The 24,228-nt window shown below is 50.4% G+C and carries 23 protein-coding genes; 10 read left to right on the top strand and 13 right to left on the bottom strand.

Translation table 11 applies throughout. The features are described from left to right. Positions 1-17: 17 nt before the first annotated feature. The 12 genes from truB to RUMAL_RS15250 all read right to left on the bottom strand — a co-directional run bounded on the left by truB (position 18) and on the right by RUMAL_RS15250 (position 10,456). On the bottom strand, positions 18-917 hold the full coding sequence (truB, locus tag RUMAL_RS15305) for a tRNA pseudouridine(55) synthase TruB (protein WP_013499591.1): 900 nt from the start codon (positions 915-917) through the stop codon (positions 18-20). Beyond that, positions 914-1,864, bottom strand: a complete 951-nt coding sequence (locus RUMAL_RS15300) for a DHH family phosphoesterase (protein WP_013499590.1) — start codon at positions 1,862-1,864, stop codon at positions 914-916. The genes truB and RUMAL_RS15300 overlap by 4 nt, the downstream gene beginning before the upstream one ends. A gap of 20 nt (positions 1,865-1,884) precedes the next feature. Then, positions 1,885-2,280 (bottom strand): 30S ribosome-binding factor RbfA, encoded by a 396-nt coding sequence (rbfA, locus tag RUMAL_RS15295; protein WP_013499589.1) that lies wholly within the window; start codon positions 2,278-2,280, stop codon positions 1,885-1,887. A 28-nt stretch (positions 2,281-2,308) separates the two neighbouring features. After that, positions 2,309-2,743, bottom strand: a complete 435-nt coding sequence (locus tag RUMAL_RS15290; protein ID WP_028504109.1) for a GNAT family N-acetyltransferase — start codon at positions 2,741-2,743, stop codon at positions 2,309-2,311. A gap of 81 nt (positions 2,744-2,824) precedes the next feature. After that, positions 2,825-5,410 carry a translation initiation factor IF-2 gene (infB, locus tag RUMAL_RS21440; RefSeq protein WP_037303713.1) on the bottom strand — a complete coding sequence of 862 codons (2,586 nt, stop codon included), beginning with the start codon at positions 5,408-5,410 and terminating at the stop codon, positions 2,825-2,827. A 97-nt stretch (positions 5,411-5,507) separates the two neighbouring features. Then, positions 5,508-5,843 (bottom strand): L7Ae/L30e/S12e/Gadd45 family ribosomal protein, encoded by a 336-nt coding sequence (locus RUMAL_RS15280; RefSeq protein WP_013499586.1) that lies wholly within the window; start codon positions 5,841-5,843, stop codon positions 5,508-5,510. Next, positions 5,833-6,111 (bottom strand): RNase P modulator RnpM, encoded by a 279-nt coding sequence (gene rnpM, locus RUMAL_RS15275; RefSeq protein ID WP_013499585.1) that lies wholly within the window; start codon positions 6,109-6,111, stop codon positions 5,833-5,835. Before rnpM ends, RUMAL_RS15280 begins: the two co-directional genes overlap by 11 nt. A gap of 1 nt (position 6,112) precedes the next feature. Beyond that, positions 6,113-7,231, bottom strand: coding sequence for a transcription termination factor NusA (nusA, locus tag RUMAL_RS15270; protein WP_013499584.1), 1,119 nt, complete (start codon positions 7,229-7,231; stop codon positions 6,113-6,115). A 418-nt stretch (positions 7,232-7,649) separates the two neighbouring features. Next, complete coding sequence (locus RUMAL_RS15265; RefSeq protein WP_013499583.1) at positions 7,650-8,195, bottom strand: ribosome maturation factor RimP; 546 nt, start codon at positions 8,193-8,195, stop codon at positions 7,650-7,652. 221 nt (positions 8,196-8,416) lie between these two features. Next, complete coding sequence (locus RUMAL_RS15260; RefSeq protein ID WP_242843414.1) at positions 8,417-8,833, bottom strand: hypothetical protein; 417 nt, start codon at positions 8,831-8,833, stop codon at positions 8,417-8,419. A 48-nt stretch (positions 8,834-8,881) separates the two neighbouring features. Further along, positions 8,882-9,838: an LCP family glycopolymer transferase gene (locus RUMAL_RS15255; RefSeq protein ID WP_013499581.1), complete on the bottom strand. Its 957-nt coding sequence runs from the start codon at positions 9,836-9,838 to the stop codon at positions 8,882-8,884. A 39-nt stretch (positions 9,839-9,877) separates the two neighbouring features. Next, positions 9,878-10,456 carry an SLOG family protein gene (locus tag RUMAL_RS15250; protein WP_013499580.1) on the bottom strand — a complete coding sequence of 193 codons (579 nt, stop codon included), beginning with the start codon at positions 10,454-10,456 and terminating at the stop codon, positions 9,878-9,880. 707 nt (positions 10,457-11,163) lie between these two features. Here RUMAL_RS15250 and RUMAL_RS15245 point away from each other — a divergent pair. The 10 genes from RUMAL_RS15245 to RUMAL_RS15200 all read left to right on the top strand — a co-directional run bounded on the left by RUMAL_RS15245 (position 11,164) and on the right by RUMAL_RS15200 (position 23,529). Then, entirely contained in the window at positions 11,164-13,041 is a 1,878-nt protein-coding gene (locus RUMAL_RS15245; RefSeq protein WP_013499579.1) for an outer membrane protein assembly factor BamB family protein, read from the top strand. 139 nt (positions 13,042-13,180) lie between these two features. Continuing rightward, complete coding sequence (locus RUMAL_RS15240) at positions 13,181-15,088, top strand: hypothetical protein (protein ID WP_013499578.1); 1,908 nt, start codon at positions 13,181-13,183, stop codon at positions 15,086-15,088. Then, on the top strand, positions 15,085-16,260 hold the full coding sequence (locus RUMAL_RS15235) for a prenyltransferase/squalene oxidase repeat-containing protein (protein ID WP_242843394.1): 1,176 nt from the start codon (positions 15,085-15,087) through the stop codon (positions 16,258-16,260). Before RUMAL_RS15240 ends, RUMAL_RS15235 begins: the two co-directional genes overlap by 4 nt. Then, entirely contained in the window at positions 16,257-17,198 is a 942-nt protein-coding gene (locus RUMAL_RS15230; RefSeq protein WP_013499576.1) for an AAA family ATPase, read from the top strand. The genes RUMAL_RS15235 and RUMAL_RS15230 overlap by 4 nt, the downstream gene beginning before the upstream one ends. Beyond that, complete coding sequence (locus RUMAL_RS15225; protein WP_013499575.1) at positions 17,195-18,118, top strand: DUF58 domain-containing protein; 924 nt, start codon at positions 17,195-17,197, stop codon at positions 18,116-18,118. The genes RUMAL_RS15230 and RUMAL_RS15225 overlap by 4 nt, the downstream gene beginning before the upstream one ends. A gap of 14 nt (positions 18,119-18,132) precedes the next feature. After that, complete coding sequence (locus RUMAL_RS15220; RefSeq protein ID WP_013499574.1) at positions 18,133-19,944, top strand: transglutaminase domain-containing protein; 1,812 nt, start codon at positions 18,133-18,135, stop codon at positions 19,942-19,944. A gap of 21 nt (positions 19,945-19,965) precedes the next feature. Then, positions 19,966-20,427, top strand: coding sequence for a DUF4430 domain-containing protein (locus tag RUMAL_RS20920; protein WP_028504108.1), 462 nt, complete (start codon positions 19,966-19,968; stop codon positions 20,425-20,427). Continuing rightward, positions 20,424-21,284 carry an energy-coupling factor transporter transmembrane component T gene (locus RUMAL_RS15210; protein ID WP_013499573.1) on the top strand — a complete coding sequence of 287 codons (861 nt, stop codon included), beginning with the start codon at positions 20,424-20,426 and terminating at the stop codon, positions 21,282-21,284. The genes RUMAL_RS20920 and RUMAL_RS15210 overlap by 4 nt, the downstream gene beginning before the upstream one ends. Further along, positions 21,257-22,843 (top strand): ABC transporter ATP-binding protein, encoded by a 1,587-nt coding sequence (locus RUMAL_RS15205; RefSeq protein WP_013499572.1) that lies wholly within the window; start codon positions 21,257-21,259, stop codon positions 22,841-22,843. The genes RUMAL_RS15210 and RUMAL_RS15205 overlap by 28 nt, the downstream gene beginning before the upstream one ends. Then, the gene (locus tag RUMAL_RS15200) at positions 22,840-23,529 is read left to right on the top strand and encodes an ECF transporter S component (RefSeq protein WP_013499571.1); all 690 of its coding nucleotides are present in this window, start codon (positions 22,840-22,842) and stop codon (positions 23,527-23,529) included. Before RUMAL_RS15205 ends, RUMAL_RS15200 begins: the two co-directional genes overlap by 4 nt. A gap of 119 nt (positions 23,530-23,648) precedes the next feature. Here RUMAL_RS15200 and RUMAL_RS15195 read toward each other — a convergent pair whose 3' ends face one another. Then, the gene (locus RUMAL_RS15195; RefSeq protein ID WP_013499570.1) at positions 23,649-24,134 is read right to left on the bottom strand and encodes a GNAT family N-acetyltransferase; all 486 of its coding nucleotides are present in this window, start codon (positions 24,132-24,134) and stop codon (positions 23,649-23,651) included. Positions 24,135-24,228: the final 94 nt, after the last annotated feature.

The raw sequence follows: 24,228 nt of genomic DNA, 5'->3' as shown, positions 1-24,228 counted from the left end.
TTCAAATCATTCCTCGATCATACGAAAAAATTCTTAACGCTTCTGAATCCTCCGTCAGCCATCCTGCCAAGCCCGATGAATCCTCCGTCGGCGCCGTATACGCGGTATACAGTACCTTCATGCGCATCCACCTGGTCAGCTCTCAGCTTCACACCGTTCTTGTAAAGCGCAGTTATCCGCGCTCCCAGTCTGACTTCGGGGTATACCTCAAAGCATTTGTCCAGCCGTGTCAGTACACTTTCTGCACCGTTCTCATCGACTCTCTGTTGTATATCCTCTATGGTCAGGCAATCTTCCAGCGCCAGCCCTGCCGAGTACGTCCTCACCAGTGAGGTCATAGCTCCGCCGCAGCCCAGCATATCGCCTATGTCATTTATAAGTGTGCGTATGTACGTGCCCTTTTCGCAGAGCACTGTCATGTGTCCCTCTCGGGTCACCTCATCGTAATCATCTGTCACCAGTGAAAGCACAGTTATCTCCCTCGCCTCGCGCTCGATGACTTTTCCTTCGCGTGCCAGCTCGTAGAGTTTTTTGCCGTCAACTTTCACCGCCGAATACATGGGCGGCACCTGCATTATCTTTCCGATGAACTTTTCAGCTGCCGTTTTGAATTCCTCAGCCGTCACAGCCATGCCGTCCTCTTTGAGCACTGTACCAGTGATATCCTGCGTATCAGTAGTTATACCTAACCTGAACCCCGCATGATACCCTTTTTTTACATCGGGAAGTATATCGCAAGCCTTGGTGGCTTTTCCTACAAATACAGGCAGCACGCCCTCCGCCATAGGGTCGAGCGTACCACCGTGACCTATCCTGCGTGTATGGAGTATACCCCTCAGCTTAGCCACGACATCGAAAGATGTCCAGCCTGCGGGCTTGTATACCGCTATAACACCGCTTATTTCCTTATCCGTCATATACCGAGTACCTGTCCTGCTCTTTCAAGCAGCTTTTCCTTGACTTCTTCGAGGGTGCCCTTTATCTCACAGCCTGCAGCGCGGATATGTCCGCCGCCGCCGAAATAGCTGCAGAACTCCGAAGCGTCCATTTCCTCGGTGGTCCTCACAGATATCTTGTATACGTTGGAGTGCCTCTGTTTTATGGTCAGACCTATGATTACACCTTCAGCCGAAAGTGGTATTGAAGCCAGTCCGTCAAATTCCGCAGGGTCAGCACCGCAGCGCTCCATAAGCTCTGTGGTTATGCTTATCACCGCGCATCTGTCATTCAGGTAGTATTCCATAGCACCCGTAACAGCCTGCTCGACTTTCAGCCTGCCCTTGCTCTTAACATCGAACATCTTCCTGTTTACGTTGGCAAAGTCGATATCGTAAGCCATAAGCTCCGCTGCCGCCATGTGGGTCTCGGGAGTTGTGTTCTCGTACTTGAAACAGCCTGTATCCGTAGCGATGCCCGTGTACAGGCACTTAGCTGTGATGTCCCTCAGCTTCCTGCCGGATTCCTTGAATATCTTATATAGTATATGCGCCGCAGCAGCTGTCTGCCCCTCAACATGGGTCAGCTTTGCATAATGCTTGTTCGATATGTGGTGGTCTATGCAAAGGTCCACCATGCCCTCCTGCTGATATTTAGCAAGTCCGCTGCCCATAAGTGTGACATCGGCTATGTCCACAGCTATGATGTACTCGGGCTCGAAATCCTGCGCCGTGTACTCTGCGTACATAAAGTCATACCTTTCGGGGAATCCGTCAGAATTCACCACGTTAGCCAGCTTGCCCATATCTCTCAGAAAATAGCACAGCCCGAAACCGCTGCCCAGCGTATCACCGTCAGGGCTCTTGTGTGTCAATATGAGAAATTTGTCGTTTTCTTCAAAAATCCTGTTTATCTCGCCGTATTCCATACAATAGCCCTTTCTATACCTTAGTCCTCTGCGGACTCCTCAGCGCCCTCTTCATCTTCGGAACGCTCATCTTTTACCAGCTCTCTCAGCTTCTTTGTTATAGCAGCCGAATGCTCTATCGAATCATCAGCCACAAATTTCAGCTCGGGACACTTTTTCAGACCCAGCACATTTGATATCTCCCTTTTGAGATACCCCGTAGCCGATTCAAAGCCCTTAACAGCCTTCTTTGCTTCCTCAAGCCCTCTGAAGCTGGATATATATACCTTACAGAAAGAGCCGTCCCTTGCCACATCGCAGCGTACCACTGTCAGGAACTCTCCTCCGTTTATCCTCGGGTCTTTCAGGTCTGCCATTTTTCCCGAGATTATACGTCTTATATCCTCGGACATACGTCCTGCCTTGTGTGATGCCATTTATATAGCTCCTTCCTTATTTTATCTTTTACAGCCACATATCCATAGCCGCGCCGTCTTTGTCATCAGGTCTTGTCCTGAATCCGAAAGGCTCGTAAAAGCTTTCTCTGCCGAGATTAGCCAGAAGATGTATCTTTATCTCCCAGCCTTCTTTTTTCTCAGCCCTCAGCTTTTCTATGAGATTTTCTACCATCACTTTAGCCAGTCCCTGATGACGGCATTCCTCCATAACGTATACCTCCGCGAGGTAAGCCACATATCCGCCGTCCCATAAAAGTCTGGCAAAGCCGACAGTTTCACCGCCCGACACCGCTGCTATGACTGCATAGCTGTTGTCAAGTCCTGCCTGCGCCTGTTCGGCGGCAAGCCGTTTCCAGCCCGCCTCCTCCCGAAATCGCAGATAGTCCTCAACATTCAGTTTATTCGTAAATTCAAACTTAGTATCGTTCATTTCGTTTATCAAGATCTTTCGACCCGCCGTCACGCTATACTATCCTTTATAGCTTTCCGATAATAGGCGGAAACGAGCCGCCCGCCCGAGGGCTCAGTCGCGGTACTCTTCCATGATGTATCCCTCGAAGATGTCGCCTTCCTTGATATCGGAGAACTTCTCCAGAGTGATACCGCACTCGAAGCCTTCGCTGACTTCCTTAGCATCGTCCTTGAAACGCTTCAGGGAGCTCATCTTGTCGTCAGCCACGATTATACCGTCACGAACGACTCTGATAAGGTCGTTTCTGCCGATCTTGCCGTCCAGTACGTAACAGCCTGCAACAGTACCAACAGAGCTGATCTTGTATACCTGTCTTACCTCAACACGAGCAGTCTCAACTTCTCTGTACTTAGGTGCAAGCATACCCTTCATAGCGTCGGTGATCTCTTCGATAGCATCGTAGATTATACGGTACAGTCTTATCTCGACACCGTCCTGCTCAGCATTTGCCTTTGCAACAGGGTCGGGACGAACGTTGAATCCGACGATGATAGCGTTGGATGCATTAGCAAGCATAACGTCGCTCTCGTTTACCGCACCGACAGCACCGTGGATAACTCTTACTCTTACTTCTTCGTTGGATATCTTTTCCAGCGACTGCTTTACAGCTTCCACAGAACCCTGAACGTCTGCCTTTACGATGATAGGCAGCTCCTTCATCTCGCCCTCGGATATCTGTGAGAACAGATTGTCCAGTGTTACCTTCTGGAACTTCTTGAACTCGTCTTCCTTAGCCTCGTGCTTACGCTGCTCTACCAGTTCTCTTGCCAGCTTCTCGTCCTCAACTGCGTTGAAGGTCTCACCTGCGGTAGGAACTTCGCCCAGACCTGTTATCTCAACAGGTGTGGAAGGACCTGCCTCAGTGATAGGCTTGCCGCGGTAGTCTGTCATGGTTCTTACTCTGCCGACAGATGTGCCTGCGATGATAACGTCGCCTGCATGGAGAGTACCGTTCTGTACAAGCAGTGTAGCAACAGGACCCTTGCCCTTGTCAAGACGTGCTTCGATAACAGCACCCTTAGCAAGTCTGTTGGGGTTAGCTTTAAGCTCCTTGACCTCTGCTACCAGCAGTACGTTCTCAAGCAGTTCGTCAATGCCCATGCCTGTCTTTGCAGATACGGGAACTGCGATAACGTCACCGCCCCATTCTTCAACTACCAGTTCATGCTCGGTCAGCTGCTGCTTTACTCTGTCAGGGTCAGCACCCTCTTTATCCATCTTGTTTATAGCAACTATAACGGATACTCCTGCTGCCTTTGCATGGTTTATAGACTCTACAGTCTGTGGCATGATACCGTCATCAGCCGCAACAACGAGTATAGCTATATCGGTGATATTCGCACCTCTTGCTCTCATGGAAGTAAATGCCTCGTGACCGGGGGTATCCAGGAATGTTATCTTCTGTCCGTTGCACTTTACCTGGTAAGCACCGATATGCTGTGTGATACCGCCTGCTTCACCCTCTGCAACGTTAGCGTTTCTTATTCTGTCGAGTATGGAAGTCTTACCGTGGTCAACGTGTCCCATAACAACTACTACAGGGCAGCGATCCTCCAGATCCTCGGGAGCATCAGCCTCGTCCTCTATAAGTCTTTCCTCAATGGTGATGTGTACTTCCTTCTCTACCTTTGCACCCAGCTCCTCAGCTACCAGTGAAGCTGTATCAAAGTCAACTACCTCGTTGATTGAAGCGAATACGCCCAGTGCCATCAGCTTCTTGATGACCTCGGTAGCAGTTACCTTCAGTCTGCTTGCCAGTTCGGATACTACGATCTCATCGGGTATCATTACCTTCAGCTGCTGCTTTCTTGCCTTTTCAAGAGCCAGTCTGTTCAGCTTATCCTGCTCGGTCTCCTTCTTGTGGGAGTGCTGCTGCTTCTTGTACTGCTGGGACTTCTGGGTTATCTTCTGCTTCTTGCGGAAGTTGTCGTTCTTGTTGCCCTGCTTGCTGGTAGCCATATTGTCGTACTTCTCGTTGTACTTGTCCAGCTCGATGTAGCTTCCGCGTGTATCGACAGTTCTTCTCTTGCCGTCCGAATGATCGTCGGTGCTCTCAGATACAGTATAGCCCTTGCTGTCATCGCCGCCAAAGGAACTTCCGCCGCCCAGCTGCATCTTCACACCGTGTTCCTGCTTCTTGGCTTCCTTCTTTTCCTTCTTCTTATCGGGCTTCTTCTCAGCCTTTACTTCGGGCTTCTTTTCCTCAGCCTTGGGTTCAGCCTTAACAGCTTCCTTCTTTTCTTCTGCCTTGGGCTCGGGTTTCTTTTCTTCGACCTTGACCTCTGGCTTTTTCTCCTCGACCTTGGGTTCAGCCTTAACAGCTTCCTTCTTCTCCTCCGTCTTGGGAGCAGTCTTCTTTTCCTCTGCCTTAGCCGCGGTCTTCTTCTCGGCCTTCCTGGGCTTAGGCTCCTCAGCAGGCTTTACAGTGTTTGCAAAGTATGCATCAAAGTTCTCCACCTGATTATTCTGGGTGAAGTATTCAAATACGTAGCTTACCTCTTCCGGTGTCAGTGAAGCCTGTGTCTTTCTGGTAACACCGTCCAGCTTTTCAAGACACTCCGCTATATCATTGTTGGTCAGCGACAGGTTCTTAGCCAGGTCGCCCAGTTTTATCTTCTTAGTTGCTTTCGTACTCATAGGCAATAGATATCCTCCTTCTGTTTACGATGAACATATTTTTTCTTCCATAGCCTTCCGCGTCGCGTAAAAGGCTCATATTTTTTCTCGTTATTTATCAGATACCGAATTCGTTCCTGTCGATCACGATCTCTTCAAGTCCCTTGGCACAGCTCTTTGCGAAACCTGCATCGGTCATCGCCACCACGCCTACGCGCTTGCCCAGACCCAGGGCTACCTCGTCCATAGTCATGCCCAGTGCGTAAAGCTTCACCTCGTATCTCGCACAGGTGTATCTTACCTCTTTCAGCGATTTCTCAGAGATGTCCGCCGCAGTGAATACCGCTTTGGCATTCCCGAGGGAACAAGCATCCTTTACCATGTCCATGCCCATAACGATCTTGCCTGCCTTGCGGCTCATTGAAAGTATACCTGATTTTCCGTTACTGCTCATTACCGCTCAGCTCCTTTTCCATAGAATCGTATATCTCATCATCTATCCTGCACGCGAAGCTCTTTTCCAGCTTTCTGCCCTTGCGTGCCTTTTTCAGACATTCAGCGTCTGCACATATATATGCACCTCTGCCTGCCTTTTTTCCTGTCAGGTCAAGGTTTATCTCGCCTTCTTTTGAACGTACCACCCTGACAAGCTCTTTCTTGGGCTTCATCTCGCCGCAGCCGAGACACATTCTCATCGGTATCTTCTTCGGCTTTACTGGCATATTATTCTTCCTCTGTCTCCGCACTCTCGGGAGCGTTCTCGGGGACGATGTCTATCTTGTAGCCTGTGAGTCCTGCCGCCAGCTTTGCGTTCTGACCCTTGTTTCCTATCGCCAGTGAGAACTGACTGTTGGGAACTATGACACGGCACTTCTTGATAACTCTCTCGAATTCCTTTTCCTCGCCCTTGTGCTCGATCCTTACCTCAGGCTCCAGCAGTTCAACGCTGAGTACCTCAGCAGGTGCCAGCGCCTTTGCGATGAACTCTGCTTCGTCCTCTACCCAGTTGATAACGTCTATCTTCTCGCCCTTCAGTTCCTGTACCACAGCGGATATCCTGGACTTCTTGGGACCTATGCAGGCACCCACAGCGTCAACGTTCTTGTCCTTGGACCATACAGCGATCTTGCTTCTTACGCCCTCTGTTCTGGATATGGACTTTATCTCAACTGTGCCGTCAGCGATCTCGGGAACTTCCAGCTCGAACAGTCTCTTTACCAGATCCTTGTGAGTTCTCGAAAGCTTAACGACAGGCTGTCTCTTCTCGCCGCCGCCAAGGCTCACGATGTATACCTTGATCTTGTCGCCCTCTTTGAGGACCTCGCCGGGTATCTGCTCACTGCGGTAGAAGTAGTGCTCGTTCTTGTCGATGGTGATAACAGCGTTGCCTGTAGCAGGCTCTACCTTCTGTACCGTAGCGGTAACTATCTCGTGTTCCTTGTCCTTGTACTGCTCTATCAGCTTGTTTCTCTCGAAATCCTTGATATCGTGCTTTATGGACTGCTTTGCGAACTGTGCCGCAACTCTGCCTATCTTAGCGGGGTTAACAGGTATCTCTACCCAGTCGCCCACCTTTATATCGGGGTCATAGGTCTGTGCCTCACCGATATATATCTCGTTAGCTGGGTCATCCACGAACATTACCTTCATTACTTCTTTGAGTATGCACATCTCCAGCTTGCCGGTAGCAGGCTCAATATCAACTCTGATATGCTCGCTCTCGGGATTTTCCTTCTTTATAGCCTTGATGATGCCTTCTCTGATCTTCTCGATAAGTACGTCCTTGTCGATCTCGTTCTCGCTGACCAGATCTGCCAGCGCATTAAAAAACTGTTCGTTCATCTTTTATGACCATTCCTCTCTGAAAATATTCTCTTAACTTTATCCCTGACGGACGGCTAACCGTCCAATTGTTTGCTTATTGCTTTTTGTGAAGTTCCGCCTGTTCTAACCGCGGGACTTGCGTGTTGCGTTCAGCAACTTTGCCGCGTGATAATTATATTCTCACAAACGTTTGTTGCGAACTAAATATTCTGACAAACTTTTGCCTCGTGATAATTATCTTAAATGGGGGCGAAGCCCCCCATACCCCCGACGCTCGACCTTCGCGCTCCTGAAAGTCTTGACGCTCCGTGCGCTCCGTTCGTTCCTCACTCCGCGTACTCGGTCAAGAGAGCGCTAACAGCGACTGCGTCGGCTGTGGGCTCTCGCTGTTTGCCATTCTAACAAAACTTTGCACGTTGCATTAGCCGTTTGAGCATCAATCAAACTTAGCACCTGCCAGCTCTTCCTCCAGATCGCCGTCATCGTAAAGCTTTACAAAAGCGCAGTCGTTAAGATTAAACTGTACATTTGCCGCACCGTCGCCGTTCTCGTCCAGTGTCTGACAGGCTATAAGCTTTTCTTCCTCGTCATAGCCCACCAGCCCCACGATGAACTCACGCTCACCGTTCTCATCGGGACGTATCAGCCTTACTCTTACAACGTCGCCTATGCATACCTCAAAGTGTATCGGCTTCCTCAGCTCGCGCCCCAGTCCGGGACTTCCGCATTCAAATACATAACTCTGCGGTATGGGGTCTGCCTCGTCAAGTATCTTGTTGAAGGGCCTCGTGAAATTCTCGCAGTCCTCCATAGTCACACCGCCGTCTTTGTCGATAAGTACCCGCAGATACCAGGTCGCGCCCTCCTTCTCGAACCTTACGTCCCAGAGGAAAAGCCCCAGTTCGTCTGCCAGAGGCTGTGCAAGCCCGGCAACGATGTCTGCCGTACTCTTTTTTGAGCTTCCGCCCTTGCTTTTACTCAAATCATCTGCCCTCCCGATCGTTCAGTATACAGCACCGTCAACGCCCTTCCGGGGGTCGGGTCACTGTTAACTTTGGTCTATACAAACACAAAAGACCGTGAATTTTAAATTCCGGTCTTTCGTCAAGCCTATTGCATATATTATACTACAAATTGTATATTATTGCAAGGGCTGCCCGGAATATTAACAGGAAATTTACAATCGCCCGTCCTTTTTACCGTTTACGTGCCCTTGCTGCCTTTATCTTTGCCATTTTCTTCCTTGGATCCTTTGTTATCCTTAATGCTCTCCTCCGTCGGTATCGATGCGCGGCGCTTGCGTCTGCCCTCGACAAAATCCAGCGGTATAGTGAACATTATTCCCGTGTTCGGCTGTGAAAGATCGCCCACGGTGTTGTATACCACTCTTCTGGCAAGTTCCAGCTGCTCATCCTCTATAACAGATATTATGGTCTTGTTGTCGTCCTCTTCGCCGCTGAACATACTGCGTATCGAAGAACTCAGAAAGCTCGAATTCATTTTTGAAAGCGTCATCGCCATGCCCGAAGAAGGTATTATCGTAGCACCGCCTATGCCTGCCGCCGAAAGTCCTTCAAGCAGGTATTCCAGCGCATCTGTTTTATTCAGTATCAAGACCATGAGCTTCATTCGTCATCACTATCCTTAGTATATCTGCTGTGCCGTCATTTACTGTTTTGATTCTGCAGCACCCTCGGAGGAAGATGCTCCGGCTTCAGGTATCGTTTCTGCTGCTTTCTCTTTCAGTTCAGTGATAAAGTCTTCGTTTATCTTGAATGACGAATCCTTATCGCCCCATGTTCCTGTGGGAAGCAGTTTCTCTGCAGGTGACTTTTTGCTTGTGAGCATATCCTTGATGTAGGACTTCTGCAGTTTGAAGTCGTCCTGGTTCATGTCAGTGTCGCTGTTTGTTGTAACGATGTTGTATATATTGTCCAGATTGTCCTTGGTTATGTAATCCTGCTGGAACATAGTGTTAATCAGTGATTCTACAGCCTCGCCAAGGAACTCGTTGTTGCCCTGTTTTCCGTTTGAGTATACGGGGTACTGAGTCAGCAGCCTGATCTGTCTGCCGCCAAGCGTAGCAAGCTCACCCTTCAGTATCGAGATGTCATTATCGTTGTTTTTCTTTGATAGATAGTACAGCTCCTCGGGTGCTTTGTAGGTTATGCCGCCGTACATATCGAACACTCTTTCAAAAGAATCGTTTGAAAGCGAAGCGTAGTTGTCCACTCTCATGCCGAGAGTATCTTCCACAGCGGTCTTTACGCTTGCCATGCCCGATATCTTGTATATATCACCCATTTTCATATTATTCGTCTTGTTGAGCGTTTCCGCAGGCATGGGAACTACAAGTATGCTGTTGTTCACCGGGTCTATCCTCATGAATACCATGTCTGCCAGATCACCGTTGCTGTTCACCCTCGCAAACAGATCGTTGAAGGTCTGTACAGAAACGGAAGTTTCTTCCTTTTCTTCGGTGCCTATCAGTCCGTAGGATCTTAGCATATATATCGCAAGCATTGAGATCAGTCCCATGAATATCAGTACCGTGACCACGTATACAAGGGCGACCGGAGCCTGTGACCTTTTCTTTCTTCTTTTTTTCTTTACGGCAGATGACATATATTTTCTCCTTACTGTTTTTGATTTTGTATACCCGTCCTATCCGCAGTAGAACTGCGGGTTCTTGTCGAGGTCTATAATGTGTATATCAAGACCGCTGCGCTTTGCCATGTTTATGGTCTGCAAAGTGCCCGATCCTCGCTGCTTTTCTTTGTATACTGCTATCAGCGCCGACGAATTCTCCACCATGAACCTGTTCCTTTCACGGTAACGTCCGCTGTCACCGATATCTCCGGTCACCACTACGGCAGATGCCGCCTGCATCAGCAGACTGTAAACATACCTGTCCCGCGGCAGCTTTATCTCCCTGATGTGTCCTTCGTAGGGCAGTGCACATACTAGCCTCGTCCCGGGACATTCTCCGCTGCCTATTATGTCCATGATGACCGATCCGCAGATCATATCAGCGCCCTCCGCCATTCCCGTTATGAATGTACGGATGCCTCTGCTGTAAGCCTCACGGCAAAGCAGATGTATAGTGCTTATCAGATTCCTGACTCCCTGCTTTGAGGTATCTCCGCCAAATGGCAGGTCGCGCCGACGGTGTCCCGTGAAACAACAGGTGGATGCTTTGTCAGTGATAAATTCATCCTTTGAGATGATCTTCATTCCGTTCATTATTGCAGTCACCGCCTTCCGATAACACTTAAAATTATTATAGCACATATTTCCCTGTTTTTCAATACCTTTTTCTGATAAATCTGAAAAGTCCTGCGCTGCCCCGATTTTTCGGCACTCACCAATATCCGGTCATATCATCGTCATTTTTGCCTGACATCATTCGTCCGTTTTGTATAAACAAATGATTTTTCTTTTAACTCGGACATATTTCTGCAAAAGTTGTACAAAAACGTACAACTTTTGACAGTTTTTCGCTGTATATAGAAGGGGTTTATCAGGCAGACCCGCCGATCACCTTTTTGGTAAGTACACAGATACTTTCCGAAATGCCCCTCTGTATAAAGCCAAAGATCCCGGCACCTCATAAGTGCCGTTTACATATATCGTCCCCTTGTGCGCACGATGGCAGGCTGATGCTGACTATGACTGCGGGATATGAAGTGACGTGTCATACTGTATAAGGGGATATCTGCATCTTGACAACTGAATAGACATTAAATTTTTACACACGGTAAAGCACATCAGACAGCGTAAGATCATCTGCGGCATAGCTTAAAACTATACCTGCACATAGCTTATTGATATACCGCGCGTGTTGTTTGGGTGGTATATACTATTGAAAAAATAAAAGCTATGTGATATAATTACTTTATCATCGGCATTTAAAAAATGCTGAAATCTTAAACAAGAACGGAGAATGAAAAATGAAAAAAACAACTGTAAAAATACTCAGTGCGTTCTGCGCATCTATACTGGCTGTAAATGCAGCGGCATTAAACGTGTTTGCTGCCGATAAGACACTTTCGCCCGATCTCACCAAGGCTGATGACAATGTCCTGTACTGGGCGGATCAGATAGGCGAAGACAAGATGATGTGGTCGGATTCCCCCACAGGCTTCACTGTTGCTGATAACGGATATCTCTATATCTGTTCGGCAGATAATATCAAGAAGATAGATAAGTTCACAGGCAAAGAGGTATTGAACGGCAAAATGGCAGGTAAAGCTATGTACGCTACCAAAGGCCCCGTTTATGCTGACGGCAAAGTGTTCATGGCTCTCGACGGCGGCAAGATACAGGCTTTCGATGCCGAGACCCTTACATCACTGTGGGTATACACAAACAAGAACGGCGGCAAGCCCACCTGCGATATCGTAGTTGAAAACGGCTATCTCTATACAGGCTTCTGGAACTCCGATGAGGCAGATGCCGATTTCGTAAAGGTAAGCGCAGCCGATGGGGATACCGAAAAGACAGATGAGGAAAAGACTGCAGAATGGGAGTACACCAATGCGGGCGGCTTCTACTGGACAAGCGCTGTTGTATACGACGGTAAGGTGACCTTCGGTGTCGAGAACGGCAAAGAAGGCGCTAACGAGGAAGGCGAAAATAACCGCACCGTCACCGTTGACGATGCAACAGGCGAGCTCATCAGTAAGCTCGGTACCGCACATGATGATATCCGCAGCAAGCTGGTACTCAAGGATGGTGTGATCTACTATACCTCGCGTGAAGGCGGTGTGCATCTGATCGACACTAACGGTGAGGTCTACGGCTACGGGATCACAGCTTCTCTTCTTGGCCCGAATGGTTTCACCTGCACCTCGACCCCGATAGTTGAAAACGGCAGGGTATACGTTACTTTCCAGGGAACAGGCTGGGACGATTATAACGGTTCCCACATCGGTGTTTTCGATATCGTTGAGGCCGAAGGCAAGATAAAGCTTGAACCTGCTTATGCCGTTGAAACTTCCGCAGAATGCAAGGCTAAGGGCGTTTTCGCAGGCGTTGACAAGGAAGGCTATAATGTTATATACTATGTTGAAAACGGTACTTCGGGCGTTGTACGTATGCTCAGGGATAAAGCAGGCATGACCGCTCCTGCCGATACTGTAGAGGAAACAGACCTTGCAGGCAAAAAGCATACCTGTCCTCCTGTTGTGTTCAGACCCCAGGGTGAGCACGCACAGTACTGCGCAGTTGATCCTGTATATGACGAGGAAACAGGACTTCTCTATATACGCAACGATTCATTCAATATCCTTGCAATAGGCAGCGGAATATCCGATCCCGATATCCAGTGCCCCGATATCACCATACATCCCAATGGTGTAAAGACCTTCGTCTTCAAGGCAGATGAAACACCTGCCGATAAGGAGTATACTGTTGATATCAAAAACGGTCCCGTGAAGACCATAGGAGATATCACAGGCAAGGATCTTACATTCAGCGTTGATAAGTTCAGTGCCGATGATGAAGTCCTCACAGCAAGCTTCAGTTACGGTCTGTATAACGGTAACGGCAAAGCACCTTCTGTATCACAGGATATAGACGTTCTCGTTGCAGAAAATGATGATCAGTATAAGCGCGCACTTGCTCATAAAGGCGATGTCAACGGTGACGGCAAAGTGAATATCACTGATCTGGCAATAGTTGCAGCTAATATAAAGAGCAGGAAAGTGATAGATAAGTACAGCTTCAATGCGGCTGATGTGAATGCAGACGGCAAGGTGAATGTCAGTGATATCACGTTAACAGCAGCAAATATAAAGGGCAAGAAGCTTATAAACAAGGAGAGATGATCTCTCTTTGTCATGCACATCCCGTTCAGGGGTATGTCATAAACTTTGACCTATAAAAAACAGATCTGCGTCACATGGACTGTTTACTTTCTCAGACCGTGGGCGCAGGTCTTTATGCTTTTTCGGGAGGTAGCTCATCGTGGAAAAAAAGCGGAAAAGTCTGATAGTATCTGCGGCAGCTGCTGTGCTTACAGCAGGGGCTGTCTGCTTTGCTGCGCACTTTTACCGCAGTGCTCCCCGTGAGGATATATCTGTCGGCATAACTCAGCGTGAAGTCATGCTGCCCGAGATATCAGCCGAAGGGCTGAAGGGCAGGGACAGCAGCTCCGAAAGGGAAGATACCAGCTCCCGTACCGATGAAAGCTCAGTGCCCGACAGCATACCCGATAACGATACAGCACCCGTTGACAGCGGCAGTGATGCTTCTTCGGCAGATGTACCTGCATCGTTCATCGTCACGGGAGAGGATGATACATCTTCTGCGGATGACAGCAAAGCCTCGGTACAGACAGTGCAGGTCCCCGACGAAGCCACCGAACCTGCAAAGGTGACCCCCGACGGCAGACAAGCCGACCGTGAGTACTTCACTGCCTCGATAAAGGACGGTGAGACCGTCAGTGACAGTACCTACTTTTTCACTGTAACTCATCTTGCAGATGATCTTGAAGTTGTCCGCTGTGATGTTGAGGTCAACGGTTCTCTTATGACAGGGTTCGCAGGCAGGGTGCGCCTGAGAGAGGGTGCTAACTCCCTCAGGGTAAGCTGTACCTATAAGGACGGCGAAAACAGGATATACAGGGCTTTCCGCGATTATACGGTGTACCTGTCATCTCCTGCTTCGGAGATAGTCACAGACCTTAAAGACTGCGATGTTTACGATCCCGTATTCACCTTTACAGCCTCCTGCGAAGACGGCATGGAGGTATGGCTGAACGGCAGGACAGTCGAAGGCAGGGATGTATTCACCGTTAACCTTAACGAGGGCGAGAACATGATAAAACTGTCCTCGGGGGATACTGTCCTTGATTTTTCTGTTACATATATACCTGTACGAGAACTCTCGCTGATAACAGACCTTTCTGATATCACAGTGTATTCCGACAGTATCACCTTCAGCGCAAAGGCAGTGGGAGGGAATTCCCCGAAGCTGATAGTGCTGGTAAACGACAAAGCACTTCGCGGTGAAAGCGATTATACCGCAAAACTGAATGAGGGCAACAATAAGATACGTCTGTGGGTACGTGACGGAAAAGACGGTTTTGAGCAGACATTCACCGTAATATCTCTTCCGCCGGCAGCAGAGGAAAGACTTCCGCGGTTTGAAAGCATTAGCCTTACCGACGGTATAACGGTAAAGGGCAGTGCGTATACACTGACTTTCAGGGCAGTTGACTGCGACGGAGTGCGGCTGTATTCGGACAGTGCCGAGGTGATATGCGGCGGCACAAAGGTACCGCGGAAATGGGAGGACAGCACCTGTACGGGATATATACTTTCCCTGCGTGCAGGTGAGAATGCTGTAACTGTAAAGCTGAAAGACAGGGCAGGCAGGATATCAGAGTTCTTCTATAAAATAAACTGCGATGCTGTTGAGAAAGGTACTGAGGTAGGCAGGATAGCTGTATCCGTAAAAGCTGATGCCGTCGGGCTGGGTACGCTTTGTGAAGATGACAGCTTTCCCGTACTGGAGGGCGAAAACGGCTTTGATACAATGCTGAGGTTCCTTGAAGAAAACGGTTTTGAGGTATCCTCACGTGGCAGTGACAGCAGCAGGTATCTTGACAGGATACGTATGCAGGGCAGATTTGCAGATGCTGCACTGACGGAGGAGTCAAGGGCATATCTTGCAGCTGCGGGAGTAACGCCCAACAACAGCAGTGATGCCGATTCTCTCGGTGAATTTGATTTTGCACCGGGCTCGGGTTGGCTTTACAGCCGCAACGGAAGAAAGCCTTCATACGCTATGTCCTCGGCAGTATTTGCCGACGGCGAGCGTGTTACGCTGGCATTCTCCCTTGACCTTGGAAATGATGTTGGAGGTGAATGATGTTGAAAAGACTTGCGGCATTATCCGCGGCAGCAGTGATGCTGCTTGTGCCTGTAAGTGCATCAGCACTGGAGACCGGTCAGGCAGAGGGCTATGCAAGGGGCATCATCACATTTGAAAAGAATAAGAACGGTATACCCGAAAAGGACAGCCTTCTTTCGGGCAGTATAGCAGAGGATGCCGGGTTCGACAGCTCCGACTGGCTGGCGATAGGCGCGGTAAGAGCAGGGCTGGAGGATGATACAGCCGAGTACCGTGCGGCATGGGAGAAACGTATACAGGAGGATTATTCGGACGAGAAAAGCATCGGGAAGATAGTCCCTACGGACTGGCATAGGGCAGTGCTCACAGGGCTTTGCCTCGGGGCTGACCCCGCTGATGTATCGGGTGTTGACCTGCTGGGGTGCGGCACCTATCTCCGCGGAGAGAACAGGTCACTGGACAAGCAGGGGCTGAACGCATGGATATGGGGACTGATAGCTGTTGACAGCTGTGACTGGAAGATGCCCGAGGGAGCAGACCCCGACAGGAAAGATATGATAGATACCATTATCTCTGCACAGAACTCCGACGGCGGCTATTCGCTCACGGCAGGTGACGGCAGGAGCGATATCGACATAACTGCTATGGCACTTCAGGCGCTTTCACCTTACAGAAACTGTGAGGAAGCTGAGGGCACCATAGCTGCAGCCCTTGGATATCTGGCTGAGAACAAAAGCAGTGCCGACAATTGTGAGAGTACAGCGCAGATGATATGTGCGCTGTGCTGCCTTGATATAGACCCCGACACTGATGAAAGGTTCGCATGGCTTACAGATGCTATGATAAGCTTTGCCAATGATGACGGCGGCTTCGCTCACAAAAAGGGCGAAAGCAGCAGCGAGCTTGCATCATCTCAGGCGCTGATAGCCCTTTGCAGCCTGCAAAGACTGAGGTCGGGCGAAAGGTCTGTGTACGATATGAACGAAGGAAGTGCAGTAAAGCCTCAAAGGACAACGCTTGATGCTATGGCTGCCGCTAAAAACAGGAACACCACAGCGCCTGCTGTGAAAAAAAGCTCTGCGAAAGGGAAAAAAGTTACGGCTTCTGTATCTGCGGTGATAGCTGTTTTCGGGATAGCGGCTGTATCGGGCGGCATCCTTATGCGAAGAAGAAAGGAAAAGAACAGATGAAGACCATTCCCCTGAAAATAAAGGAACAACTGACAAAGGTCATAATCGGCAAGGACGATACCGTTGAACTGCTGATAGCAGGTGTGCTGGCAGGCGGTCATGTGCTGCTGGAGGATACTCCCGGTACGGGCAAGACTACCCTTGCGCTGGCGCTTACCAGGACTATGGGTCTCAGGTTCAGGAGGATACAGATGACACCTGATACTACAGCTTCGGATATAACGGGTTATTCGGCTTACGATGAGGGCAAGGGCGAGTTCGTGTACCATGAGGGTGCGGCTATGACAGACCTTCTGCTGGCAGACGAGCTGAACAGGACATCCGGCAGGACTCAGGCGGCACTGCTTGAAGCCATGGAAGAACGCGGTCTTACGGTAGACGGCATTACCCATGAGCTTTCGCCTTACTTTACGGTGATAGCTACCCAGAATCCTACGGGTACAGCAGGCACCTCGGCTATACCGCTTTCACAGCTTGACAGATTCATGGAAAGGCTCAGGCTTGGTGCCCCTGACAGGGAAGCACTGAAAAGGCTTATTACGGATAGAAAGGATTCCGACCCGCTGGACAGTGTCAGGCAGGTGTGTAATGCGGAAGACCTCGATGCTATCAGGGCTGAGATAAACAAGGTGACTGTCAGTGAAGAAGTGACGGACTATCTGTGTGACCTTATTCAGAAGGCGGCTGACAGCAGATACACCGAGGGCGGCATATCCCCGAGAGGTGCGCTGGCACTTTTCAGGCTGGCAAAGGCAGGGGCTTATCTTGACGGCAGAGATCATGTGGTGCCCCGTGATATACGTACCTGCTTTATACCCGTATGTGCGCACAGACTGGTGCTGACAAGGGAGGCACGTGCCTCAGGTAAGACTCCCGAGGGGATACTAGAAGAAATACTCAAAGAACTGCCTTACCCCGAAAACAAGGAGAACCTGTGAGGACGCTGATATTCGCGCTGTGCTTTGCGGCGGCGCTGGCGGCAGGTCTTTTCAATGAAATAGGTCTGTACTTCGCGGCAGGTATGCTGGCAGTGCTGATCGCGGCTGCGGCTGAAAATCTGGCGGACAAGGGCGAAGTAAATGTCAGCTATGAGAGGGTATGCATAAACAAGGGCGGATCTCCGGTACTGATATTCGCAGGAAAGAAACGTCTGCGCGGCAGGGTGCTTTGCGAGAATATAGTCACAGGTGAAAGGACAGCCCTTGATGTGGACATAAGAGATGAACGCAGATATGTGCTGCCTGCGCAGGATAACTGCGGCGGTCTGCTGATAAGGTATATGAGCTTTTACAGAAAGGATATACCCGGTATAACAAAGCGGTCTGTTGTATGCTGTGCGGAGGGCTATGTAACTGTTATGCCCGATCCTCCTGCGGCTGAGGTGTACGATATGCTGGAGGCTGCTGTGGGGGAGAATGAACCTGACGGTGCAAGAGAGGCACGTCCCGATGAGCCGCTGCGCAAGGTAAACCTGAAACTTACACACCGTTTCGGCAAGCCGTACATAAACACCTATATCCCCGAAAGATCGGACAAGCTGTGGCTGTTTGCGGACTATGGCGCAGGTGACAGGGCAGGAGTACTGGCAGAGGCTATGTGCGGTCTGGCACAGGTATTGTCCCTGCGTGGGGTGGAGTACGGACTGGTACTGCCTTACGGTGAGGATGACTTCAGATATACGGAGAATGCGGACAGTGAAACTGTGATGTATGAGGTACTGCATTTCCCGATGTATAAGTCTGTTGGCGTGAGCTTTCTCGAAAAGCTTTGCAGCAGGGCGGATGAAGGTAATATCATCGCATTCGCCGTAAATACGGACATAAACGATGAGCGTATCACGATAATAGACGGTATATGAGAGTATAAGCGATAATGGAAGAAAAGAGAACGTATATCTCCGCACCCGTAGTTTTCGGGGTGGGGACGGCACTGACAGTAGGTATATGGGGTGGGCTGTACGCTGGAGCGGCAGCTCTGTTCCTGTGTGTGCTGACGGCATATCTCGCTGAGCGTTTAGGACGGATATGGGGCTTTTTGCCTGCCTTATGCGGCGGGCTGGCGGCAGGTATCCTCCATGACAGGGCTAGGGCAGAATTTGCCCTTTGTGCCGACAGTGCTGAGTATATGTATACGATAAAGCGCGGTCTGATGTATGTGCCTGTGGCAGGGGCGGCTGACAGTGCTTATATTGCAGTGCTTATCTTCTGCGGCATATCCTGTGCGGTGTATTCAGCCGCAGGAGTGAGAGCGGCAGCGGTACTGTGGGGGATAGCGGCTGCTGCGGGGAGCGTGCTTTTCGGCGGCAGCAGCCTGCTTGTCTGCGGTGCGGTCGCACTGGCGGTATCGGTGCTTATACTCGGTGCAAAGGATATGAGGCGTGCTGTGCTTTCACTGGGGGCGGCGGTAATAGCCCTGCCTGCGGTGCTGATAAGGCTGCCCGAACTGCCGCCTGCAGGCGAAGTATCGGCAGCAGAGGGTATGACCCTTTATCTGGCAGAGAGCTACGAGGAGCCGCACTGCAGCAAGGCGCAGTATGCAAGAGGTTCAGCGATAATGAAAACCCTGCGTGAAGCAGGCTTCGATGAGATGACACAGAAAGGTCAGCTTATGGGATCTGCAGGCGCTGTACTGCCGATGGAGAAAGTTAATGTCGGTGAAGATCTTATCCCTGCAGGAGTATGTTCGGAATATACTGAAGGCGGATACGTGGTGTGTCCGCAGGCAGATAAGGAGATATTCAGGCTGATGACACAGTTGAAAGAAGGCGAATATCTTGACCGCGAGGGACTTTACCGCGAGTATGTGTATTCTGCTTACGGCAGCCTGACAGCTGATGAGGAAGAAAAGCTACGTGAGAAGTACCCTGTGGACGGTACACAGCCCCTTGATGTTAAACTTGCAGCTGTAAGGACGGCTGTGAGGAATGAGCTTTCGGACAAAGCGGCTGACAGCAGCGATCATGCGCAGCTGACAGTGGATATTGCGAGAAGCTGCGGTATAGCCGCGAGAACAGTAAAGGGCATATATTTTAAGAGTATGCCCGAAGGCGGCAAAGCAAGGCTTGCAGACGGCGAGCAACGTGAATGGGCAGAGGTATACATCGACGGTGCAGGCTGGTCAGTGTTTGAAGCTTCACGGGAGTATGAAGAAAGCTCTCCGCTTCTTCCCGAGGGGACTTCCGCGGACGGTGAGGAAAGTGACGGACTTACCTCATCGGCGGAGGATATCATATACCGTTCGGCACCGCCGCGTACAGCCGCAGAGATACGTGCCGAAAAGGAAACCACAAAAACCTCGGGAAGGCTTATGCTGATGCCCTTTGGCATACTTGCGGCGGCATTGGCGGCAGGCAGGATAAGGGCGGCATACAGGTGGTCACTGCGGAGAAAGCATGATGATACTGCGGCGCTGAAGGCTGATCATTTTCAGGGCAGACAGCTTATGGAGGAGGTGCTGGGACTACACGGACTTCCCCCCGAGGTACTGGCAGAGAAAGCAGAGGGTCTGCTTGGCACACGGTTCGCTGAATCCGAGAGGGCTTATGAGGAACTGAGATTTTCCGACAAAGCCCCCGATGACAAGGCTTTGGAAAAGGCAAAGAGATTCTATGAGGAAGCACTGAGGGCTTCTAAAAAACAGGGGCGCATAAAAAGTCTGATACGGCGGCTGCGAGGGCTGTATTGATCATGGACGGGAGCTGAGAGCATGAGAACAGGGGATATAATATTAATAGGCGGTGCGGCGGCTGTACTGACAGCGGCTGTCCTCTTTGTGGATATAAAGACCCCTGAGGAGTACTATGCGCTCCACCCGACTGAGGTCACAGAGGACGGAGAGTATGTCACTATAAAGGTGGACAGCTCTGCGGTGAACGGCGGAATTTCCCTTGAGGGAAGATATGCACTGGTTTCCGGTGACAGCGTATATGATGTTGCCGCGAGAGTGCTGAGGTATGAGGGCATAGACCTTGATACCAAGGGCGGCAGGGCAGTATACATAAGCGGTATAGGCGGTCTGGAAGAATTTGACTATGGTGCTGAGAGCGGCTGGATATACACCGTGAACGGTACAGCCCCCGATATCAACTGCGGCGAGTATCAGCCCGAGTGCGGTGACGAGATAGTGTTCACATATGTTGACAGCTTTATCGGGGAGGCGGACAGATGAAGAGTTTTGCGCCGCTGACGCGTATAGCGGCTGTAGTGGGTATACTGGTGATGATAATGTTCCCCAGGTCACTTTGCGCGGCAGGTGTCGGGACAGTGACGGGGCTTATGTGCATGGCGCTGTATGACGGCTGGCGCAGGGGGCTGAAATGGGCGGCAGGTGTACTGGTGATATGTGCGGCTACGGCTGTTATTGACCCCATATTCTCACACAGGGGAATGACTGTCCTGCTCTTTGTGAATGACCGTCCCTACACGCTGGAATCCATGCTTTACGGGCTGGAGCTTGGACTTTCGCTGAGCGGTGCGGGGGTATGGCTGGCGGTCATGCGAAGTATTGTGAACGAGCGTGAGATGCTGGGCATATTCGGGAGATATTCTCCGAGGCTTGCCATGACTATCAGTATGACCCTCGGGTTCATACCGCGGCTGATACAGAAAAACAGAAGGATAAGCGAGGCGCAGCGCGGTGCAGGGCTTTTCAGGGAGAACAGTCCTACAGGTCGGCTGGGAGAAGTCGGGGCGGTATTTACTGCCTGCATGGCTTGGTCGGCAGAGGCGGCTGCAGGTGCGGCACAGAGCATGAATGCCCGTGGATACGGCACGCATCCCGTGAGATTTTCTGACAGGAGGGCACTGAGGGCTAAGGACATGGTATCCATTGGTGCGGTGGTACTGCTTACAGCCGCAGGTCTGGTGCTTTCGTCAATGGGCGGAGCAACGGAGTTTTTCCCGACGATAGACTTCGGAAGATATGAGCTCGTTATGACGGCGGTATATCTTGCGGAATGTATGCTGCCGCTTATTATACTGGGAAAGGAGAGGCTTCAATGGACGCTGTTTACTGCAAGGGACTGACGTTTCGTTACAGCAGTGCTGATGCACCTGTACTGCAGGACATAGATATCAGGATAGGCAGGGGCGAGCTTGTGATGCTTATGGGGCATTCGGGCTGCGGCAAGACCACATTGCTGAAACTGCTGAAGCCTGAGATATCCCCGAGGGGCGATATGACAGGGGAGATAAGGATATTCGGGGAGAAGGCAGTGAGCCCTCAGCCGAAGGTCGGGTATGCGGCACAGTCCCCCGAGGACGGCTTTGTGAGTGACAGGGTGCGCGGTGAGATAATGTTTGCTCCTGAGAATGCAGGGCTTGATGCGGCGGAGGTACGTCGGCTTGCGGCGGAAACCATAACCCGTTTCGGGCTGGGAAAGCTTGCGGAGCGGAAACTGAGTGAGCTTTCGGGCGGTGAAAAGCAGTTGGTGAGCCTTTGTGCGGCACTTGTCATGCAGCCTGAGATACTTCTGCTTGACGAGCCTTTCAGCCGACTTGACCCTGTGACGGCTGAGGATATGAGCGCCCTGATACTTCGGCTTAACCGTGAAACGGGTATGACGGTGATAATTGCGGAGCACAGTACCGAACTGCTGTTTGCAGAATGTGACAGGGTGATATTCCTTGAAGACGGCAGGATAATTGCGGACGGTACACCCCGTGAAACAGCAGCCGTAAAGGCGGCAGAGAGCTTTATGCCTGCGGCAGCAAGGGCTTTTGCAGGGTATGAGCCTGTACCGCTGACGGTGCGTGAGGGCAGGCGGCTGCTGGCTGAGATACCTCATAAGAGAGAGGTGCCTCTTGGTGAAAGGAAGACCTTCGGGGAGGATGCTTTGCGTGCTGAGGGAGTAAGGTTCGCGTGGGGGCGCAAGGATGATGATATACTGGCAGGGGCGGATATACTTCTGCACAGGGGAGAGCATCTGGCACTCATCGGGGCTAACGGCAGCGGCAAGACCACTCTGCTGAGGTGTCTTGCAGGACTTTGCAGGGCTTACTCGGGCAAGGTGGAAGTCTTCGGGAAACGGCAGAAAAAGCAGGGTGCTGTTACTGCGATGCTTCCGCAGGAGGCGGCAGACCTGTTTGTTCAGCCGACGGTGCGCGAGGATTATATCTATGCACTGAGGGCTATGGGAAAGCCTGAGGACAGGGCTGATGAGATGCTTGAGCGTATGGGCTGCGGACACCTCGGGGATATGCACCCATATGACCTCAGCGGCGGTGAGATGCAGCTGTGCGGTCTTGGCAGGGTGCTTTTATGCGAGCCTGAGATACTTCTGCTGGACGAGCCCACAAAGGGTCTGGATGCTGAGGCACGCAGGCGTATAGGGGATATGGTCAGAAAGCTTTGCGCTGAGGGCAGGGCAGTGCTGACTGTGACCCATGATATGGAATACGCGGCAGAAACCGCAGACAGCTGTGGTATACTGTGCGGCGGACGTGTGGAGAGCCTGATGCCTGCGGCAGGATTTTTCGCGAAGGCAGGATATCTCAGTACCGCTGCAGGCAGGATAGCACGCGGCGAGGTCAAAAATGCATACACTGCAGAGATGCTGCGGCTGGCGGCAGGGGGAGTTGAATGATGCGCAGGTCGGTGAAGGCGGCTTTGCTGACAGGATCAATGGCACTTATCGCAGGTGGCTGCGTGATATTCAGGGACAGGGCTGCGGTCTGGCTGATAGGTTCGGCTGCGGTGGCTGTATGCGGCATATTCTTCGCAAGGTTCGAGCGGAGAGAAGCGGCTTCGGGCGAGGTGGCACTGACAGCAGTGATGACGGCACTTTCTGTGGCAGGAAGGATAATATTCGCACCTCTGCCCGCTTTCAAACCCTGCGCGGCTGTGATAATACTTGCAGGTATATACCTAGGGGCTGAACAGGGATTCATGATAGGTGCACTTACAGCACTGATATCAAATTTCTTCTTTACCCAGGGGATATGGACTCCTTTCCAGATGATGGTGTGGGGTATAATAGGTCTGCTGGCAGGTCTTGTGGGAAGTAAACTGAAAAAAAAGCCCCTGCTGCTGTGCGTGTTCGGCGTGGCTGCAGGTGCGTGTTATTCAGTGTTTATGGATATATGCAGCGTGTTATGGCTGGGCGGCGGATTCACCCCCGAAAGATTTCTCGGGCTGACCCTCACCTCAGCATGGTTCACGGTTAGCTATATGGTATCGAACTGCATATTCCTCGTGTTGTTCGTAAAGCCCGCAGAAAGAATATTCGTAAGGCTGAAAGATAAATACGGCATCGGTGACACAAGCAAATAAAATACCGCCCCTGCCGTAAAACAGATACTCATATAGAAGTTTTGCCCCGAAGCACTTCAAAGTGCTTCGGGGCATTGTATTTTATACAACTGCTAAGATAAACCAAACCAGAATTTAGATTATAATGTCTTTACCATATAGCCGCAAGTAAATGGGAAAAAATCGAATTTCCTTGTACCAATATGAGTAAAGCCTTTATCCTCGTACCATTTTCGTAATATCTTATTCTCTTCAACAATTCCGATATTGATTTTAACGCACCCCAATTTTTTTGCTCGAATTATAGCATCATCCAACAATGCGGTACCGATATTATTATGTCTATAATCGGAAAGGACACTTAGGTTATTCAGCTCACATTGATTATCTTCCTGCAAAAGTAAGGAATAATATTCAACTACTACCTTATTATCCAAATAGTATGCAACCATTATTCTATTTTCATTATCCAATTGGTAGTACAGTCTATCGTCCGATATAGCGAATGCTGTAAATCGGGGTGCATTTTCTGAAGTGAATCCGAACTCATCAGCAACAGTCATAAAGCTGTCTTTAATAACAGAGACACAATTCGGTATATCACTTCGATCAATTTCCTTAATCATGTTTTTCACCTTTAAATTTCGATTTGGTTTATGTTAGTTACCATTATAGCACGTCATCTATGCACTGTCAATAGAAACGCCATAGTACTTCTGA

This window comes from Ruminococcus albus 7 = DSM 20455, from assembly GCF_000179635.2.
Classification (GTDB): domain Bacteria; phylum Bacillota; class Clostridia; order Oscillospirales; family Ruminococcaceae; genus Hominimerdicola; species Hominimerdicola alba.
This window is presented reverse-complemented; position numbering and strand designations above follow the sequence as displayed.

What these genes read in the sequence shown, in the direction of transcription:
- RUMAL_RS15230 (WP_013499576.1), top strand. Translation starts at nt 16,257, where the DNA reads ATGAAGACCATTCCCCTGAAAATAAAGGAACAACTGACAAAGGTCATA.
- RUMAL_RS15255 (WP_013499581.1), bottom strand. Translation starts at nt 9,838, where the DNA reads ATGTCATCTGCCGTAAAGAAAAAAAGAAGAAAGAAAAGGTCACAGGCT.
- RUMAL_RS15245 (WP_013499579.1), top strand. Translation starts at nt 11,164, where the DNA reads ATGAAAAAAACAACTGTAAAAATACTCAGTGCGTTCTGCGCATCTATA.
- rnpM (WP_013499585.1), bottom strand. Translation starts at nt 6,111, where the DNA reads ATGCCAGTAAAGCCGAAGAAGATACCGATGAGAATGTGTCTCGGCTGC.
- RUMAL_RS15235 (WP_242843394.1), top strand. Translation starts at nt 15,085, where the DNA reads ATGATGTTGAAAAGACTTGCGGCATTATCCGCGGCAGCAGTGATGCTG.
- nusA (WP_013499584.1), bottom strand. Translation starts at nt 7,231, where the DNA reads ATGAACGAACAGTTTTTTAATGCGCTGGCAGATCTGGTCAGCGAGAAC.
- RUMAL_RS15200 (WP_013499571.1), top strand. Translation starts at nt 22,840, where the DNA reads ATGATGCGCAGGTCGGTGAAGGCGGCTTTGCTGACAGGATCAATGGCA.
- RUMAL_RS15260 (WP_242843414.1), bottom strand. Translation starts at nt 8,833, where the DNA reads ATGGTCTTGATACTGAATAAAACAGATGCGCTGGAATACCTGCTTGAA.
- RUMAL_RS15250 (WP_013499580.1), bottom strand. Translation starts at nt 10,456, where the DNA reads ATGAACGGAATGAAGATCATCTCAAAGGATGAATTTATCACTGACAAA.
- RUMAL_RS15210 (WP_013499573.1), top strand. Translation starts at nt 20,424, where the DNA reads ATGAAGAGTTTTGCGCCGCTGACGCGTATAGCGGCTGTAGTGGGTATA.
- RUMAL_RS20920 (WP_028504108.1), top strand. Translation starts at nt 19,966, where the DNA reads ATGAGAACAGGGGATATAATATTAATAGGCGGTGCGGCGGCTGTACTG.
- truB (WP_013499591.1), bottom strand. Translation starts at nt 917, where the DNA reads ATGACGGATAAGGAAATAAGCGGTGTTATAGCGGTATACAAGCCCGCA.
- rbfA (WP_013499589.1), bottom strand. Translation starts at nt 2,280, where the DNA reads ATGGCATCACACAAGGCAGGACGTATGTCCGAGGATATAAGACGTATA.
- RUMAL_RS15300 (WP_013499590.1), bottom strand. Translation starts at nt 1,864, where the DNA reads ATGGAATACGGCGAGATAAACAGGATTTTTGAAGAAAACGACAAATTT.
- RUMAL_RS15205 (WP_013499572.1), top strand. Translation starts at nt 21,257, where the DNA reads ATGGACGCTGTTTACTGCAAGGGACTGACGTTTCGTTACAGCAGTGCT.
- infB (WP_037303713.1), bottom strand. Translation starts at nt 5,410, where the DNA reads ATGAGTACGAAAGCAACTAAGAAGATAAAACTGGGCGACCTGGCTAAG.
- RUMAL_RS15220 (WP_013499574.1), top strand. Translation starts at nt 18,133, where the DNA reads ATGGAAGAAAAGAGAACGTATATCTCCGCACCCGTAGTTTTCGGGGTG.
- RUMAL_RS15280 (WP_013499586.1), bottom strand. Translation starts at nt 5,843, where the DNA reads ATGAGCAGTAACGGAAAATCAGGTATACTTTCAATGAGCCGCAAGGCA.
- RUMAL_RS15195 (WP_013499570.1), bottom strand. Translation starts at nt 24,134, where the DNA reads ATGATTAAGGAAATTGATCGAAGTGATATACCGAATTGTGTCTCTGTT.